Source organism: Streptomyces boetiae, from assembly GCF_031845405.1.
In the GTDB taxonomy this organism is placed as follows: domain Bacteria; phylum Actinomycetota; class Actinomycetes; order Streptomycetales; family Streptomycetaceae; genus Streptomyces; species Streptomyces boetiae.
In genome coordinates this window covers 63,922-79,820 of sequence record NZ_JAVREN010000009.1, presented here as the reverse complement: position 1 = coordinate 79,820, position 15,899 = coordinate 63,922, and the positions used below count along the sequence as shown (strand labels likewise).

Annotated in this window: 14 protein-coding genes; 7 read left to right on the top strand and 7 right to left on the bottom strand. The window is 72.4% G+C overall.

The window, feature by feature from the left end:
• The first annotated feature begins 85 nt into the window (after positions 1–85).
• On the top strand, positions 86–1,447 hold the full coding sequence (locus tag RM780_RS08815) for an MATE family efflux transporter (protein WP_311630002.1): 1,362 nt from the start codon (positions 86–88) through the stop codon (positions 1,445–1,447).
• A 29-nt stretch (positions 1,448–1,476) separates the two neighbouring features.
• Here RM780_RS08815 and rplI read toward each other — a convergent pair whose 3' ends face one another.
• The 4 genes from rplI to rpsF all read right to left on the bottom strand — a co-directional run bounded on the left by rplI (position 1,477) and on the right by rpsF (position 3,219).
• Positions 1,477–1,926 (bottom strand): 50S ribosomal protein L9, encoded by a 450-nt coding sequence (gene rplI, locus RM780_RS08810; protein WP_311630001.1) that lies wholly within the window; start codon positions 1,924–1,926, stop codon positions 1,477–1,479.
• Between the two features lie 31 nt (positions 1,927–1,957).
• Complete coding sequence (gene rpsR, locus RM780_RS08805; protein ID WP_241059930.1) at positions 1,958–2,194, bottom strand: 30S ribosomal protein S18; 237 nt, start codon at positions 2,192–2,194, stop codon at positions 1,958–1,960.
• Between the two features lie 51 nt (positions 2,195–2,245).
• The gene (locus tag RM780_RS08800) at positions 2,246–2,824 is read right to left on the bottom strand and encodes a single-stranded DNA-binding protein (protein ID WP_311630000.1); all 579 of its coding nucleotides are present in this window, start codon (positions 2,822–2,824) and stop codon (positions 2,246–2,248) included.
• A gap of 104 nt (positions 2,825–2,928) precedes the next feature.
• Positions 2,929–3,219, bottom strand: coding sequence for a 30S ribosomal protein S6 (gene rpsF, locus RM780_RS08795; protein WP_311629999.1), 291 nt, complete (start codon positions 3,217–3,219; stop codon positions 2,929–2,931).
• A gap of 212 nt (positions 3,220–3,431) precedes the next feature.
• Between rpsF and RM780_RS08790 the strand changes: the two genes are divergently transcribed.
• From RM780_RS08790 to RM780_RS08780, 3 genes are all read left to right on the top strand, one after another.
• Positions 3,432–3,737, top strand: a complete 306-nt coding sequence (locus tag RM780_RS08790; RefSeq protein ID WP_311629998.1) for a hypothetical protein — start codon at positions 3,432–3,434, stop codon at positions 3,735–3,737.
• Between the two features lie 111 nt (positions 3,738–3,848).
• The gene (locus tag RM780_RS08785; protein ID WP_311629997.1) at positions 3,849–4,967 is read left to right on the top strand and encodes a lipid II:glycine glycyltransferase FemX; all 1,119 of its coding nucleotides are present in this window, start codon (positions 3,849–3,851) and stop codon (positions 4,965–4,967) included.
• A 59-nt stretch (positions 4,968–5,026) separates the two neighbouring features.
• Positions 5,027–6,064, top strand: a complete 1,038-nt coding sequence (locus RM780_RS08780; protein ID WP_311629996.1) for an alanine racemase — start codon at positions 5,027–5,029, stop codon at positions 6,062–6,064.
• A 413-nt stretch (positions 6,065–6,477) separates the two neighbouring features.
• Here RM780_RS08780 and RM780_RS08775 read toward each other — a convergent pair whose 3' ends face one another.
• Both RM780_RS08775 and RM780_RS08770 read right to left on the bottom strand, forming a co-directional pair.
• A complete protein-coding gene (locus tag RM780_RS08775) occupies positions 6,478–7,560 on the bottom strand; it encodes an inositol-3-phosphate synthase (RefSeq protein ID WP_311629995.1) in 1,083 nt (360 codons plus the stop codon).
• 79 nt (positions 7,561–7,639) lie between these two features.
• Complete coding sequence (locus RM780_RS08770; RefSeq protein ID WP_311629994.1) at positions 7,640–8,278, bottom strand: PadR family transcriptional regulator; 639 nt, start codon at positions 8,276–8,278, stop codon at positions 7,640–7,642.
• Positions 8,279–8,649: 371 nt separating this feature from the next.
• Between RM780_RS08770 and RM780_RS08765 the strand changes: the two genes are divergently transcribed.
• From RM780_RS08765 to RM780_RS08755, 3 genes are all read left to right on the top strand, one after another.
• Positions 8,650–11,397, top strand: coding sequence for a transglycosylase domain-containing protein (locus tag RM780_RS08765; protein ID WP_311629993.1), 2,748 nt, complete (start codon positions 8,650–8,652; stop codon positions 11,395–11,397).
• A 122-nt stretch (positions 11,398–11,519) separates the two neighbouring features.
• Positions 11,520–13,016, top strand: a complete 1,497-nt coding sequence (locus RM780_RS08760) for a glycosyltransferase family 87 protein (RefSeq protein WP_311629992.1) — start codon at positions 11,520–11,522, stop codon at positions 13,014–13,016.
• Positions 13,006–14,352 (top strand): MFS transporter, encoded by a 1,347-nt coding sequence (locus RM780_RS08755; RefSeq protein ID WP_311629991.1) that lies wholly within the window; start codon positions 13,006–13,008, stop codon positions 14,350–14,352. The genes RM780_RS08760 and RM780_RS08755 overlap by 11 nt, the downstream gene beginning before the upstream one ends.
• Here RM780_RS08755 and RM780_RS08750 read toward each other — a convergent pair.
• Positions 14,324–15,820, bottom strand: coding sequence for a CCA tRNA nucleotidyltransferase (locus tag RM780_RS08750; RefSeq protein WP_311629990.1), 1,497 nt, complete (start codon positions 15,818–15,820; stop codon positions 14,324–14,326). The two genes, RM780_RS08755 and RM780_RS08750, sit on opposite strands and share 29 nt — an antisense overlap.
• Positions 15,821–15,899 lie beyond the last annotated feature (79 nt).

The window sequence follows — 15,899 nt, the reverse complement described above, 5'->3', positions numbered from 1 at the left end:
GTGCCGCGGCGACCCGGCCCGCCCCTCGCCAGGTAATGATCAGAAGCCCCTTGCATCCCTTACCTGTGGATGTTTGGATCAGACCATGTCCCCAGGCTCACCGGAGGCGGCCGGGCGCGCCGTCCGCAGGCGGGCCGTGCGCCGCCACGACCGCGAGATCCTCGTCCTCGCGCTGCCCGCCTTCGGCTCCCTCGTCGCCGAGCCCCTCTTCCTGCTCGCCGACAGCGCCATGGTCGGCCACCTCGGCACGCCCGAGCTGGCCGGGCTCGGCGTGGCCGCCGCGCTGCTGACCACGGCCGTCAACGTCTTCGTCTTCCTCGCCTACGCCACCACCGCGGCCGTGGCCCGCAGCGTCGGCGCCCGCGACCTGCCGGCCGCCATCCGGCGGGGCCTGGACGGGATCTGGCTGGCCCTGCTTCTGGGCCTGGTCCTCCTCGCCGTCGTACTGCCCGCGGCGCCGGCCCTGGTGGACGCCTTCGGCACCTCGGCCACCGCGGCCCCGCACGCGGTGACCTACCTGCGGATCAGCGCGCTGGGCATCCCGCCGATGCTGGTCGTGCTCGCCGCCACCGGCGTGCTGCGCGGCCTCCAGGACACCCGCACTCCGCTGCTCGTCGCGGTCGCCGGGTTCGCGGCCAACATCGCGCTCAACGCCCTCTTCCTCTACGGCCTGGGCACCGGCATCGCCGGCTCCGCCTGGGGCACGGTGCTGGCGCAGTTCGGCATGGCCGCCGTGTACCTGGTCGTGGTGGTGCGCGGGGCCCGGCGCCACGGGGCCTCGCTGCGCCCCGACCCGGCCGGGGTGCTGGCCGGCGCCAGGGCGGGCGTTCCCCTGCTGGTGCGGACGCTGTCGCTGCGCGGGGTGCTGCTGATCGCCACGGCCGTGGCCGCGGGGCTCGGTGACACCGAGGCCGCCGCGCACCAAGTGGCCCTGACGGTCTGGACGCTGATGGCCTTCGCGCTGGACGCGATAGCCATCGCCGGGCAGGCCATCATCGGCCGCTATCTCGGTGCCGGGGACGCGGCCGGGGCGCGGGCCGCGTGCGCGCGGATGGTGTGGTGGGGCGCGGTCGGCGGGGCGGGGCTCGGGCTGCTGCTCGGGCCGGCGGCGCCGCTGCTGGGGGGCCTGTTCAGCGAGGATCCGGCGGTGCGCGAGGCGCTGTTGCCGGTGCTGCTGGTGGTGGCGGTGACCCAGCCGATCGCGGGGGTGGTCTTCGTCCTGGACGGGGTGCTGATGGGTGCGGGCGACGGGCCCTACCTCGCGGGCGCGATGCTGCTGACCGTCGCGGTGTTCGCGCCCGTGGCCTGGCTGATACCGGTGGCCGGGGGCGGGGTGACGGCCCTGTGGTGGGCCGTGGCCGGGCTGATGATGGCGACCCGGCTGGCCACGCTGGCGCTGCGCGCCAGGACCGGGCGCTGGCTGGTGACCGGGGCCGTGCGCGGCTGAGGAAGCGTGCGCACGGCCCGGGCCGGGCGTTACTTCGCCGCGTCGACCTGGACGCCGACGTTGGCGGCCACCTCGGGGTGCAGCCGGACGGAGATCCGGTGCGTGCCGAGGCTCTTGATCGGCGTGGTCAGCTCGATGCGGCGCTTGTCGACATCGGGGCCGCCCGCGGTCTTCACCGCCGTGGCGATGTCGGCCGGGGTGACCGAGCCGAAGAGGCGCCCGCCGGTGCCGGCGCGGACCTTCAGCCGGACGGTCAGGCCCTCCAGCTGCGACTTGACGTCGTTGGCCTGCTCGATCGAGGCGATCTCGCGGATCTTGCGGCCGCGGCGGATCTGCTCGACGTCCTTCTGGCCGCCCTTGGTCCAGCGGATCGCGACGCCGCGGGGCAGGAGGTAGTTCCGGGCGTACCCGTCCTTGACCTCGACCACGTCGCCTGCCGTGCCGAGGCCGGAGACCTCGTGGGTCAGGATGATCTTCATGACGCTCGCTCCCTTCTCGGTGAACGCGGCCTCAGCGGGCCGTCGAGGTGTAGGGCAGCAGCGCCATCTCGCGGCTGTTCTTCACGGCCGTGGCGACGTCACGCTGGTGCTGGGTGCAGTTTCCGGTGACCCGGCGGGCACGGATCTTGCCGCGGTCGGAGATGAACTTCCGCAGCAGGTTCGTGTCCTTGTAGTCGACGTAGGTGATCTTCTCCTTGCAGAACACGCAGACCTTCTTCTTGGGCTTGCGCGCGGGCGGCTTCGCCATGGTGTCTCGTCTTTCCGTGAATCAAAGAAGTGTGTGTGCCGAGCGCGCCCGTCAGAAGGGCGGCTCGTCCGAGTAGCCGCCGCCGGAACCACCGCCGCCCCAGCCGCCCCCGCCGCCGCCCTGCTGGCCGCCGCCGGCCGGCGCGCCGGTCGCCCACGGGTCGCCCGCGGGCGCTCCGCCGCCACCGCCCTGACCGCCGCTGGGGCCACCGGGGCCGCCGCCCCAGCCGCCCCCGCCGCCGCCCTGGCCGCCGCGACCGCCTCCGCCGGCGGCGCGGGTGACCTTCGCGGTGGCGCTGCGCAGGCTGGCGCCGACCTCGTCGACCTCCAGCTCGAAGACCGTGCGCTTGACGCCGTCCCGGTCCTCGTACGACCGCTGCTTGAGGCGGCCCTGCACGATGACGCGGGTGCCCTTGGTCAGGGACTCGGCGACGTTCTCCGCCGCCTGCCGCCAGACCGAGCAGGTGAGGAAGAGACTCTCGCCGTCCCGCCACTCGCTGGTCTGCCGGTCGAAGATCCGCGGCGTGGACGCGACGCGGAACTTCGCGACCGCCGCACCGGATGGGGTGAAGCGCAGCTCGGGGTCGTCGACCAGATTGCCGACCACCGTGATGACGGTCTCGCCTGCCATGGGGGTACCTCTCGGCGCGGGTTATTGCTGTTGGTGCGATGATTACCTATGGCACTGACAGTGCTACTCGTCGTCCCGTTCGTCCCGGCCGGGTGAGACCCGGCTCAGTGGGTCTCGGGACGGAGGACCTTCGTCCGCATGACCGACTCGTTCAGGTTCATCTGCCGGTCGAGCTCCTTGACCACGGCCGGCTCGGCCGTCAGGTCGATGACGGAGTAGATGCCCTCGGGCTTCTTGTTGATCTCGTAGGAGAGACGCCGACGGCCCCAGGTGTCGATCTTCTCGACCTTGCCGTTGCCCTCGCGGACGACGGACATGAAGTTCTCGATCAGGGGGGCGACAGCGCGCTCCTCAAGATCGGGGTCGAGGATCACCATCACCTCGTAGTGACGCATGCGAAAACCCACCTCCTCTGGACTCGGGCGGCCACGGGCGTTCCGTGGCAGGAGGGTCGTGATGCGATCCGCTCCGGGCGGACCCGGGTCGGACAGTACACCGTACCCGTCCCGGCCCCTCCGGTTGAAATTCACCCGGAGGGGCGAGCATCCTGGACTTTTAGAACAGATCCACACATAAGCCACAAAAGCACGCATGGGAGGCGACGCTCATGGCGCAGGCGACCCACGTGACAAGCCTGCTGAACACCGACGGCCGGCCCCACCCGAGGGAGAACTCCCTGGCCACGGTCACGCTCGTGCTGGGCGCGGTGGCGGCGATCGCCGCCGTCTTCCCCGGCCTGCACCTGCTCAGCTCCTGGGCCGGGCTGGCCGGGATCGCGATCGGTGCCCGGGCCCAGCTGATCTCGGTGACGACCGGCCAGCGCTTCGTGACGGTGCTCGGCCTGGGGGCCGCGGCCGTCGGCTTCTACATGGGCGTGGCGCACGGCGGCCCCTTCGGCGGCTGGGTGGGATGAGGACAGGGGGACAACGGCCGGGGCGGCTCCCGGTGCCCCGGCCTCCCGGCGCCCCGCGCGGGGCTAGGCTTCCGGCCAGACCCTGCGATTGACGCCGGAGGAGCCCCCCGAATGAGCCTGACCCTGAGGACCATCAGCCGCGAGCAGCACCTGGCGTACATCCGCTCGCTGCCCTCGGCCAGCCACATGCAGGTTCCGGCCTGGGGCGACGTGAAGGCCGAATGGCGCTCGGAGTCGCTGGGCTGGTTCGACCGGGCCGGCGAGCTGGTGGGCGCGGGTCTGGTGCTCTACCGGCAGATTCCCCGGCTGAAGCGCTATCTGGCGTATCTCCCCGAGGGCCCGGTGATCAACTGGTACGCGCCCAACCTGGAGGACTGGCTGAAGCCGATGCTGGCCCACCTCAAGCAGCAGGGGGCGTTCTCCGTCAAGATGGGCCCGCCCGTGGTGATCCGGCGATGGGACGCGGCGGCGGTCAAGGCCGGCATTCAGAACCCCGAGGTCAAGCGGCTGCGGGACACCGAGGCGACCTTCATCGAGCCCCGGGCGTTCGAGGTGGCGGACCGGCTGCGGCGGATGGGCTGGCAGCAGGGCGAGGACGGCGGCGCGGGCTTCGGCGACGTCCAGCCGCGCTACGTCTTCCAGATCCCGCTGGCCGGCCGCGCGCTGGAGGACGTGCACAAGGGCTTCAACCAGCTGTGGCGGCGGAACATCAAGAAGGCCGAGAAGGCCGGCGTCGAGGTGGTCCGGGGCGGCTACGAGGACCTGGGCACCTGGCAGCGCCTGTACGAGGTGACGGCCGAGCGCGACCGCTTCCGCCCCCGTCCGCAGATGTACTTCGAACGCATGTGGCGGGTCCTCAACGCGGAGGACCCCGACCGCATGCGCCTCTACCTCGCGCTGCACGAGGGCGAGCCCGTGGCGGCGGCGACCATGCTGATCGTGGGCCGCCACGTGTGGTATTCGTACGGAGCATCCGCCAACCACAAGCGCGAGGTGCGGCCCTCCAACGCGATGCAGTGGCGGATGCTCCAGGACGCGCACGCGCTGGGGGCCGACGTGTACGACCTGCGGGGTATCGGTGACGCGCTGGAGGACACCGACCATCTCTTCGGCCTCATCCAGTTCAAGGTGGGGACGGGCGGTGAGGCGGCCGAGTATCTGGGCGAGTGGGATTTCCCGCTCAATAAGCTTCTCCACAGGGCCCTCGACATCTACATGTCGCGGCGCTGACCCCGGGCCCCCGAAGCCCCCCTGAAGAGCACCCCAAGAACGAGAAAGGGTCTCCGGCCATGGCGCTCACCCTCTACGTCGACACCGACCGCTGGCGTGCGCATCAGCGGTCGGTGGTGGCGGACTTCCCCGGCCTGGTGCCCGTCTGCAAGGGCAACGGCTACGGCTTCGGCCACGACCGGCTGTCCGAGGAGGTGTCGCTGCTGGAGCTGGACACCCTGGCGGTGGGCACGACCTACGAGGCGGAGGCCATGAAGGACCGCTTCAGCGGCGACCTGCTGGTGCTCACGCCCTACCGCCGCTCCGAGGAGCCGGTGCCGCTGCCCGACCGGGTGATCCGGACGGCCTCCTCGGTGGACGGGGTGTACGGGCTGGTGGGCTCCCGGGTGGTCGTCGAGGTGATGAGCACCATGCGGCGGCACGGGGTGCAGCCCTCGGACCTGGGAAAGCTGCACGCGGCGCTGGACGACGTGCGCCTCGAGGGCTTCGCGATCCACCTGCCGCTGGACCGGACGGACGGCTCGGACGCGGTGGAGGAGGTCATCGGCTGGATGGACCGGCTGCGCGCCGCCCGCCTGCCGCTGGACACGATGTTCGTCAGCCACCTGACGTCGGAGCAGCTGCTGCGGCTGCGGCAGCAGTTCCCGCAGACGCGGTTCCGGGCGCGGATCGGGACGCGGCTGTGGCTGGGGGACCACGGCGCCACGGAGTACCGGGGGACGGTCCTGGACGTGACGCCGATCGCCAAGGGGGAACGCTTCGGGTACCGCCAGCAGAAGGCGCAGGCCACGGGGTGGCTGGCGGTGGTGGCGGGTGGCACCTCGCACGGCGTGGGCCTGGAGGCGCCCAAGGCGCTGCACGGGATGACCTCGCGGGCCAAGGGGATGGCGCGGGCGAGCCTGGCCTCGGTCAACCGCAATCTCTCGCCGTTCGTGTGGGACGGCAAGCAGCGGTGGTTCGCGGAGCCGCCGCACATGCAGGTGTCGATCCTCTTCGTCCCGGCGGAGTCCAAGGGCCCGAAGGTCGGCGACGAGTTCCGCGCCATCCTCCGCCACACGACGACGATGGTCGACCGCGTGGTCGACCACCGCGGCTGAGCGCACCCCGCGCCCGCGGGAGCCACCCGCCTGCCCGAAGCCGCGCCGAACGCCGGCGGCGGACGTTGCCGTCAACGCCCGCCGCGGACGTTTCGCGCGAACGCCCGCCACGGACGTTTCGACCAACGCGAGCGGCTGATGTTTCCGCGAACGCCGGCGGCGGGCGTTGCCCTGAACGCCCGTGGCGGGCGTTTCCGTGAACGGCGGCGGTGCGCCGCGCCGGGTGGCGGCGGCCCCGCGCGGCAGCGCGGTCCGTGCGCCCGGGGCGCACGCCCGGCGCGTTCCCCGGCAAGCGTGGGGCTTCGCCGGGGCCCCACACACCGCAAGGCGGCAGCCCCGGTCCTCAAGGGACACGGGGCTGCCGCCTGGTCGTCGCCGGGCGCCGGCGCGGGAGCCGGCGCGCGGGTCGCGCGTCAGCGCTCGACTTCGCCTCGGATGAACTTCTCGACGCTCTCGCGGGCCTCGTCGTCGAAGTACTGCACGGGCGGGGACTTCATGAAGTACGAGGACGCGGAGAGGATCGGGCCGCCGATGCCGCGGTCCTTGGCGATCTTCGCGGCCCGGAGCGCGTCGATGATGACGCCCGCGGAGTTGGGGGAGTCCCAGACCTCCAGTTTGTACTCCAGGTTCAGCGGGACGTCGCCGAACGCGCGGCCCTCCAGGCGGACGTAGGCCCACTTGCGGTCGTCCAGCCAGGCCACGTAGTCCGACGGGCCGATGTGAACGTTCTTCTCGCCCAGGTCGCGGTCGGGGATCTGGGAGGTGACGGCCTGGGTCTTGGAGATCTTCTTGGACTCCAGCCGCTCGCGCTCCAGCATGTTCTTGAAGTCCATGTTGCCGCCGACGTTCAACTGCATCGTGCGGTCCAGGATGACGCCGCGGTCCTCGAAGAGCTTGGCCATCACGCGGTGCGTGATCGTCGCGCCCACCTGGGACTTGATGTCGTCGCCCACGATCGGGACGCCGGCCTCGGTGAACTTGTCGGCCCACTCCTTGGTGCCGGCGATGAACACGGGCAGGGCGTTGACGAAGCCGACCTTGGCGTCGATGGCGCACTGCGCGTAGAACTTCGCCGCCTCCTCGGAGCCGACGGGCATGTAGCAGACGAGGACGTCGGCGCGGGTGTCCTTGAGGACCTGGACCACGTCGGCCGGGTCCTGCTCGGACTCGACGATGGTCTCCCGGTAGTACTTGCCGAGGCCGTCGTGGGTCTCGCCGCGCAGGACGGTCACGCCGGTGGGGGGCACGTCGCAGATCTTGATGGTGTTGTTCTCGCTGGCGCCGATGGCGTCCGCCAGGTCGGCGCCCACCTTCTTGGCGTCGACGTCGAAGGCGGCGACGAACTCGATGTCCGAGACGTGGTATTCGCCGAACCGGACGTGCATCAGACCCGGGACCTTGGCGTCCGGGGCTGCGTCCTTGTAGTACTCGACGCCCTGTACCAGCGATGCGGCGCAGTTGCCCACGCCGGCGATGGCTACGCGAACCGAACCCATTCCGGCTGCTCCCTGTGTGTGTTCGACATGATCCCCGCGCCGTCGCGGGGTGGTGGGTGGGGTGATCAAGCGGTGGTGATCACGGGGTGAAGTCGTCGGACGGATCCGGCCCGCGGGGGTCGCCCCCGCCGCCTGCGCCGCGTTGATCGCGTTGATCCCGCCCTTCCCGCTCGCTCTCGATCAGCTCGTTGAGCCAGCGGACTTCGCGCTCGACGGACTCCATGCCGTGGCGCTGAAGCTCAAGGGTGTAGGCGTCCAGCTTCTCGCGGGTGCGCGCCATCGAGGCGCGCATCTTGGCCAGGCGCTCCTCCAGGCGGCTGCGGCGGCCCTCCAGGACGCGCATCCGCACGTCGCGGGAGGTCTGGCCGAAGAAGGCGAAGCGGACGCCGAAGTGCTCGTCCTCCCAGGCGTCGGGCCCGGTCTGGCCCAGGAGCTCCTCGAAGCGCTCCTTGCCCTCGGCGGTGAGCCGGTAGACGATGCGGGCCCTGCGGTTGGTGAGGGGGGCGGCGCGGGGGTCCTCCCGGCCGGTGCCCTGCTCCTCGGCCAGCCATCCCTGCTGGACGAGGGTCTTCAGGCAGGGGTAGAGGGAGCCGTAGCTGAACGCCCGGAAGACGCCGAGCGAGGTGTTGAGCCGCTTGCGCAGCTCGTACCCGTGCATCGGGGACTCGCGCAGCAGGCCGAGGACGGCGAACTCCAGAATGCCCGAGCGCCTGCTCATGCGGGAGGCCACCTCCGTCCTCATCCGATCCTGCCGTGCCTTCCGAAGCGATGTATCAGCTCGATACATCGTCACGATAGAGCGGGCCGGCGGGACGGGCAAGCCGGGCGTAGGTGAACGGGGTCACATTGTGACGTAGGGGGGTGCGAGATGTCCCAATGGACCGTTACTGGAAGAAAGATGGCGTTTTGCCGCTGCGTAGTCTTGGCCCGTGCAGACGACGGCGGCCGGGAACCAAGTGGCGCGAGTGAGCGTCATCGTTCTAGGTGCAGTGCGCCCGGACGCGTGGACGGCCGCACAGAGGGGGACGGGATGCCGTCACGTACCTGCCGACACCAGGCGATTGTGTCTGTCCGAGGAGTAGCTGTCCCATGAGCGAGCACCGTCGCAAGCCGCCGCAGTCCCGCGGTCGCCGGGCCGCAGGGCCCTCCGGTCGCCGCGCGGCTCCCCCGCCCGTGCCCTCCGCACGGGCGGAAGACTCCTCGCCGGGGGAGCGGGAGCGGCCCTACGGCAGCCGCGCCGAGGCCCGCCGGGCCGCCGCGCGGCGCGGAGCCGGAGGCGGGGGGCGCCGCCGCGCGGCCGGGGCCTCCACCGCCAGCGCCTCGGAGGGCATCGGCGGGCGGGCCGCCCGCCGGCGGCGCGCGGGGGCGGCCTCGAAGCGAAGGCTGATCGACTACCCGCGCTCGGGGTACACCGGCCTCCGCCGCTGGGTGCCCTCCTGGAAGCAGGTGCTCGGCTCCTGCCTGGCGTTCATGACGATGATGATCGGCCTGGTCGGCATCGCGTACGCGATGACCGAGATCCCCAGCGCCAACGACATCGCCGTCCGCGAGACGAACGTCTACTACTGGGCGGACGGCTCCCGGATGGTCGTCGCCGGCGAGGGGAACGTCAACCGGCAGAACCTGGAGCTGGAGGACATCCCGCAGGCGATGCAGGACTCGGTGATCTCCGCCGAGAACGCCACCTTCTGGGAGGACCCCGGCATCGACGTGATGGGCATCGGCCGCGCCGTGCTGAACATGGCGCGCGGCGGGGACGTTCAGTCCGGCTCGACCATCACGCAGCAGTACGTGAAGAACATGTACCTCACGCAGGACCAGACGATAGAGAGAAAGGTCCGCGAGCTGCTGCTGTCCGTGAAGGTCGGCGCCGAGGTCGAGAAGGAGGAGATCCTCCAGGGGTATCTCAACACCTCGTACTTCGGCCGCGGCGCCTACGGCATCCAGGCCGCCGCGCAGGCCTACTACGGCGTGGACGCGGTGGAGCTGACGGACAGCCAGTGCGCGTTCCTCACCTCCCTGCTGAACGGCCCCAGCCTCTTCGACCCCTACAGTGGCGGCGACGGCGAGGAGCTGAGCGACGTCAACGAGGCCAACCTGGAGCGGGCCACGGAACGCTGGGCCTGGGTGCTGGAGCGCCGGGTCGAGGTCGGCGAGGGGCTGAGCCAGGCCGAGTACCAGGAGATCATCGCCGAGGAGTTCCCGCTGCCGCAGCCCCCGACCCGGGCGATGGAGCGGGCCGGGCAGATCGGGTACCTGACCGACCTGGCCGACCAGTACCTGCTCGCGAACGGCCACATCACCGAGGACCAGCTTGCCGCCGGCGGCAACCGCATCTACACCACCTTCGACGAGGGCATGGTCAACTCCATGGTCGAGGCCGTGGAGCAGGTGCGCGAGGAGAACCTCGACCCCGAGGAGCGGGACGAGGACCGGCACGTGCAGTTCGGCGGCGCGGCGGTCGTCCCGGGCGACGGGGCGATCCGGGCGATCTACGGCGGCTCGGACTACACCGAGCACTTCGTGAACAACGCCAACAACCCCGGCGTGCAGGTGGGTTCGACGTTCAAGCCCTTCGTGCTGGCCGCGGCCATGCGCGACGGCATCCGGGACCCCGAGGGCGGCCAGGAGCAGGAGGCCGACCAGCGGACCCTGGTCTCCCCGGACAGCGTCTACCACAGCGAGGACGAGATGCTGATCCGGCGCTACAACGGCGAACCCGTCATCGTGGAGGACGAGGACGGCGAGGAGAGTCAGTGGCGCCAGAACAACTTCGAGGGCAATTCGCAGGGTGACATCACCCTGCGGCAGGCCATGGCCGTCTCGGCCAACGCGCCCTTCGTGCAGCTCGGCATGGACATCGGCCCGCTGACGGTCGCGGAGGCGGCCGAGGACGCGGGCCTGCTGGAGGACAGCCTCGGCGCGGTCGGCGAGGACGTTCCGACCTTCGCGCTCGGCGTCTCCACCCCGGGCCCGATCCGGATGGCCTCGGCCTACGCCACCTTCGCCGCCAGCGGCGAGCAGGCCGACCCGTACTCGGTGACCCGCGTGGAGCGGCGGGACGGCAGCAGCTGGGAGCACACGAACAGCACCCGCCAGAGCTTCAGCGCCGACGTGGCCGACAACGTCACGGACGTGCTGGCCGGAGTCGTGGAGAGCGAGGACGGCAGCGGCAGGCGGGCCCAGGAGCTGGGCCGCCCGGTGGCCGGCAAGACCGGCACCACGGACGACAACCGCTCGGCCTGGTTCGTCGGCTACACCACCCGCCTGTCCACCGCCATCGGCATGTGGCGGATGCCGGACTCCGAGGAGAGCCTGGCCGACGGCGAGGAGATGGGCCAGATGTCCATGTACGGCACCGCCGGCCAGGAGCGCATCAACGGCAGCTCGCTCCCGCTCTCGGTGTGGATGGCGTTCATGGAGGAGGCCACTGCGGACGACCCGGTGGAGGAGTTCCCCGAGCCGCGGTCCGTCGGCGAGACCGTCTACGGCGGCGGCTCCGAGGCGCCGCCCGTCACCCCGGTCGACCCCACGCCCCCGGCCCAGACGCAGGAGCCCGAGGAGCCGGAGGAGAGCCCGGACCCGGAGCCGACCACGCAGGAGCCCACGCTCCCCGAGCCGACGACTCCAGAGCCGACCGACCCCTGCGACATCTTCGACCCGTCGTGCTCCACTTCCGGGACCGACCAGGGCACGGACCAGGGCGGCACCAACGAGGGCAGCGTCGGGGGCACGAACGAGGGCAGCGTCGAGGGCGATACCGAGGGCACCGTCGAGGGCGGCGGCCCGAACGGGAACCAGGGCGGTACCGGCTGGTTCGGCGGCGCCGAGCCGTAGCACGCCCCGGGGACTCCCCCCGCTCCGCCGCGGCCCCCCTGGCTCCCGCCCGGGGGGCCGCGGCCGTTTCCGGACGCGCCCTGACCCCCCGCCCGCGGGGCCGTGGGGCAGGATAGGGGGCCATGGTGCATCCCACTCCCCGGCCGGCCGTACGGCCCACCGTCCAGGACGAGGTCGCAGCGGCGGGCAGCGAGCTGATCGGCGGCCCGGCCGGGCGTCGCGCGGTCCCGGCGGGCGGCTGGTGGACCCCGGTACGGGTCATCGCGCTGGTGGCGATCGGGATGTTCGCGCTCGGCATGGCGCAGAAGGCCCCCTGCTACGAGAGCGGCTGGTTCAGCGGCCCCACCGAGCAGTACACCCGGGCCTGCTACTCCGACATCCCGCACCTGTACGCCGGGCGCGGCTTCGCGGACGGCCTGGTGCCCTACGCCGATCGCATCCCGGAGGAGACCTCCGGCGGGATGGAGTACCTCGAATACCCGGTCCTGACGGGCCTGTTCATGCAGATCGCCGCCTGGCTGACGCCGGGCGGCACGGACGGCCCGCAGCCCGCGCAGACCTACTGGATGGTCAACGCCGGGATGCTGATGATCTGCGCCGTGGTCATCGCGGTCTGCGTCACCCGCATGCAGCGCCACCGCCCGTGGGACGGCCTGCTGGTGGCGCTCTCCCCGGCGCTGGCGCTGACCGCGACCATCAACTGGGACCTGCTGGCCGGGGCGCTGACCTGCGCCGCCCTGCTGCTGTGGTCCCGCTCCCGCCCGGCCGCGGCCGGGGTGCTGATCGGCCTGGCCGCCGCGGCGAAGCTCTATCCCGCGCTGCTGCTGGGGCCGCTGCTGCTGCTGTGCTGGCGGGCGGGCCGCCTGCGGGCCTTCTGGGCGGCGGCGGCCGGGGCGGCCGTCTCCTGGCTGGCCGTCAACCTGCCGGTGATGCTGGTGGCGCCGGAGGGCTGGGGGAAGTTCTACTCCTTCAGCCAGGAGCGGCCCGTGGACTTCGGCTCGGTGTGGCTGATCATCTCCCAGCGCGCCGACACCCGGCTGGACTCGGTCAACACCTACGCCGCCGCGCTCGTGGTCCTCGGCGGCCTGGCGCTGGCCTGGCTGGCCCTCAGCGCGCCGCGCCGCCCCCGCCTGGCCCAGCTCGCCTTCCTGGCCGTGGCCCTCTTCGTCCTCACCAACAAGGTCTACTCGCCGCAGTACGTGCTGTGGCTGATCCCGCTGGCCGTCCTGGCCCGGCCGCGCTGGCGGGACTTCCTGGTCTGGCAGACCTGCGAGGTCCTCTACTACCTGGGGATCTGGTACTACCTGGCCGCCATCAACGGCGAGGGCAAGGACGGCCTGTCCACCGGCGGCTATCAACTCGCCATCCTGGTCCATTTGCTGGGAACGCTCTACCTCTGCGCGCTCGTGGTACGGGACGTCCTGCGGCCCGAGCACGACGTGGTCCGCCGGGACGGCTCGGACGACCCGGGCGGCGGCGTGCTCGACGGAGCGGCGGACGTCTTCGCCCCCGGCGCGGCCCGGCGCCGTCCCCCACCGCCCCCGCCCACGGCGTTCGTCGACTGGGGCACCAGCCCCGGCGCGCTGCCGCCCGCCCCCGGCGTTTCACGTGAAACCTGACAGACCGGGCCCGGCGGCCCGGGCCGGCCTGCGCGGGCTGCTGCACCTGCCGGACTTCCGGCGGCTGCTGACGGTGCGGCTGCTCTCCCAGTTCGCGGACGGCGTCTTCCAGGTCGGCCTGGCCACCTGGGTGGTGTTCTCCCCGGAGCAGGAGACCTCGCCCGGGGATATCGCCGCCGCCATGGCGGTGCTGCTGCTGCCCTATTCGCTGCTCGGGCCGTTCGCCGGGGTCCTGCTGGACCGGTGGCGCCGCCGCCAGGTGCTGCTGTACGGGAACCTCCTGCGCAGCGGGCTGGCCGCCGGCACCTGCGTGCTCGTGGCCGCCGACGTGCCGGACTGGGCGTTCTACCTCTCCGCCCTCACCGTCACCGGCGTCAACCGGCTGATCCTGGCGGGCCTTTCGGCCGCGCTGCCCCGGGTCGTGGACGCCGACCGCCTCGTGACGGCCAACGCCCTGTCGCCCACGGCCGGAACGCTGGCCGCGACGGTCGGGGGCGCGGCTGCCTTCGGCGTGCAGCTCCTCGCCCGCGGCCAGGGCGCGGAGGACGCGCTGGCCCTCGGCCTCGCCGGGCTGGTCTACCTGGGCGCGGGCCTGGCGGCGCTGCGGATGGGCCGGGAGCTGCTCGGCCCCGGCCGGGAGGCGATGCTGCCCCTGGGCCCGGCCCTGGCCTCGACCGCGCGGGGGCTCGCCGCCGGCCTGGGGCACCTCAGGGAGCGCCCGCTCGCCGGCTGGACGCTGGGCGCCCTGGGCCTGATCCGCTTCTCCTACGGCGCGCTGCTGGTCGCCGTGCTGATGCTGTGCCGGCACGCCTGGGGCGGCGGGCCGGGCGGCGGGAACGGCATGGCGTGGCTCGGCCTGGCGCTGGCCGCCTCCGGCGTGGGCTTCTTCCTGGCCGCCGTGGTCACCCCGTGGGCGGTGGCCCGGCTGGGCGGGCTGGGCTGGTTCGCGCTGTGCGCGGCGGCGGCGGCGGTGCTGACGCCGGCCCTGGGGCTTCCCTTCCGGCCCGTGCCGGTGGTGGGGGCGGCCTTCGTGCTGGGCCTGGTCTCGCAGAGCACCAAGATCGTGACCGACACCGTGGTGCAGTCGGCGGTGGCCGACGCCTTCCGCGGCCGGGTCTTCTCCCTCTACGACATGCTGTTCAACATCGCCTTCGTCGCGGCGGCCGGCCTCGCGGCCCTCATGGTCCCGCCGGACGGCCGCTCCGCCGCGCTCGTACTCACCGTCTCCGCGCTCTACGCGGCCACGGCCACGGCCGTGGACCGGCTGCGGCGCTCGGAGGTTTCACGTGAAACCCCCGACGAGATGCTCACTGCTGCCCGGCCCACCACTCCCTGAGCCGGGCCTCGGCCTCCTCGGGCCCCATCGGGCCGTGCTCCATCCGCAGGTCGAGCAGGTGCCGGTAGGCGGCGCCGACCTCCGGTCCGGGGCCGATGCCCAGCAGGCGCATGATGTCGTTGCCGTTGAGGTCCGGCCGGATCGCGTCCAGCTCCTCCTGCTCCCGCAGGCGCTCGATCCGCTCCTCCAGGCCGTCGTAGGCGCGGGAGAGGGCCTGCGCCTTGCGCTTGTTCCGGGTCGTGCAGTCCGAGCGGGTCAGCTTGTGGAGCCGGTCCAGCAGCGGCCCGGCGTCCCGCACGTAGCGCCGCACGGCCGAGTCGGTCCACTCCCCGGTCCCGTAGCCGTGGAAGCGCAGGTGCAGCTCGACCAGCCGCGCCACGTCCTTGATCATCTCGTTGGGGTACTTCAGCTTGCCCAGGCGCTGCTTGACCATCTTCGCGCCGACCACCTCGTGGTGGTGGAAGGAGACCCGGCCGTCCTCCTCGAAGCGGCGGGTGCGGGGCTTGCCGATGTCGTGGAGCAGCGCCGCCAGCCGCAGCACGAGGTCACGCTCGCCGCCCTCCAGGTCGATCGCCTGCTCCAGCACGGTCAGGCTGTGCTCGTACACGTCCTTGTGCCGGTGGTGCTCGTCCCGCTCCAGCCGCAGCGCCGGAAGCTCGGGCAGCGCCCGCGCCGCGAGGCCGGTCTCCACGAGCAGGGTGAGGCCCTTGCGCGGATGGTCGCTCAGCAGCAGCTTGTTCAGCTCGTCCCGCACCCGCTCGGCCGAGACGATGTCGATCCGCTCCGCCATGCCGGACATGGCCGCGCGCACCGGCTCGGCCACCGTGAAGTCGAGCTGCGCGGCGAACCGCGCGGCCCGCATCATCCGCAGCGGGTCGTCCGAGAACGAGGACTCCGGCGTCCCCGGGGTGCGCAGCACCCGCTGCGCCAGGTCGGAGAGACCGTTGTGCGGATCGACGAACTCCTTGCGCGGCAGCCCGACGGCCATCGCGTTCACCGTGAAGTCGCGCCGCAGCAGGTCCTCCTCCAGCGAATCCCCGTAGGAGACCTCCGGCTTGCGCGAGGTGCGGTCGTAGGCCTCGGACCGATAGGTGGTGATCTCCAGCTGGAAGTCCTTGGGGCCGCCCTCCCCGGCGTCCCCGGGGGCCGCCTTGCGGCAGCCGACCGTGCCGAAGGCGATGCCGACCTCCCAGACCGCGTCCGCCCAGGGCCGGACGATCCGCAGCACGTCCTCGGGGCGGGCGTCCGTGGTGAAGTCCAGGTCGTTGCCGAGCCGTCCCAGCAGGGCGTCCCGCACCGAGCCGCCGACCAGCGCGAGCTGGAACCCGGCCCGCTCGAAGCGGGCGGCCAGGTCGTCCGCCACGGGGGAGACCCGCAGCAGCTCCTCGACCGCGCGGCGCTGCACCAGGCCGACCCCGGCGGCGGCCCGGGGCGGGCGGGACTGTGTGTCATTCCTGTCGTTCGGCACAGCAGCACAGCGTACGTGCCCCGCGCCGCGCCCCGCGTCCCGCCGGGGCGGGGCCGTTCCGCGGAGCGGCCGGAGGCCG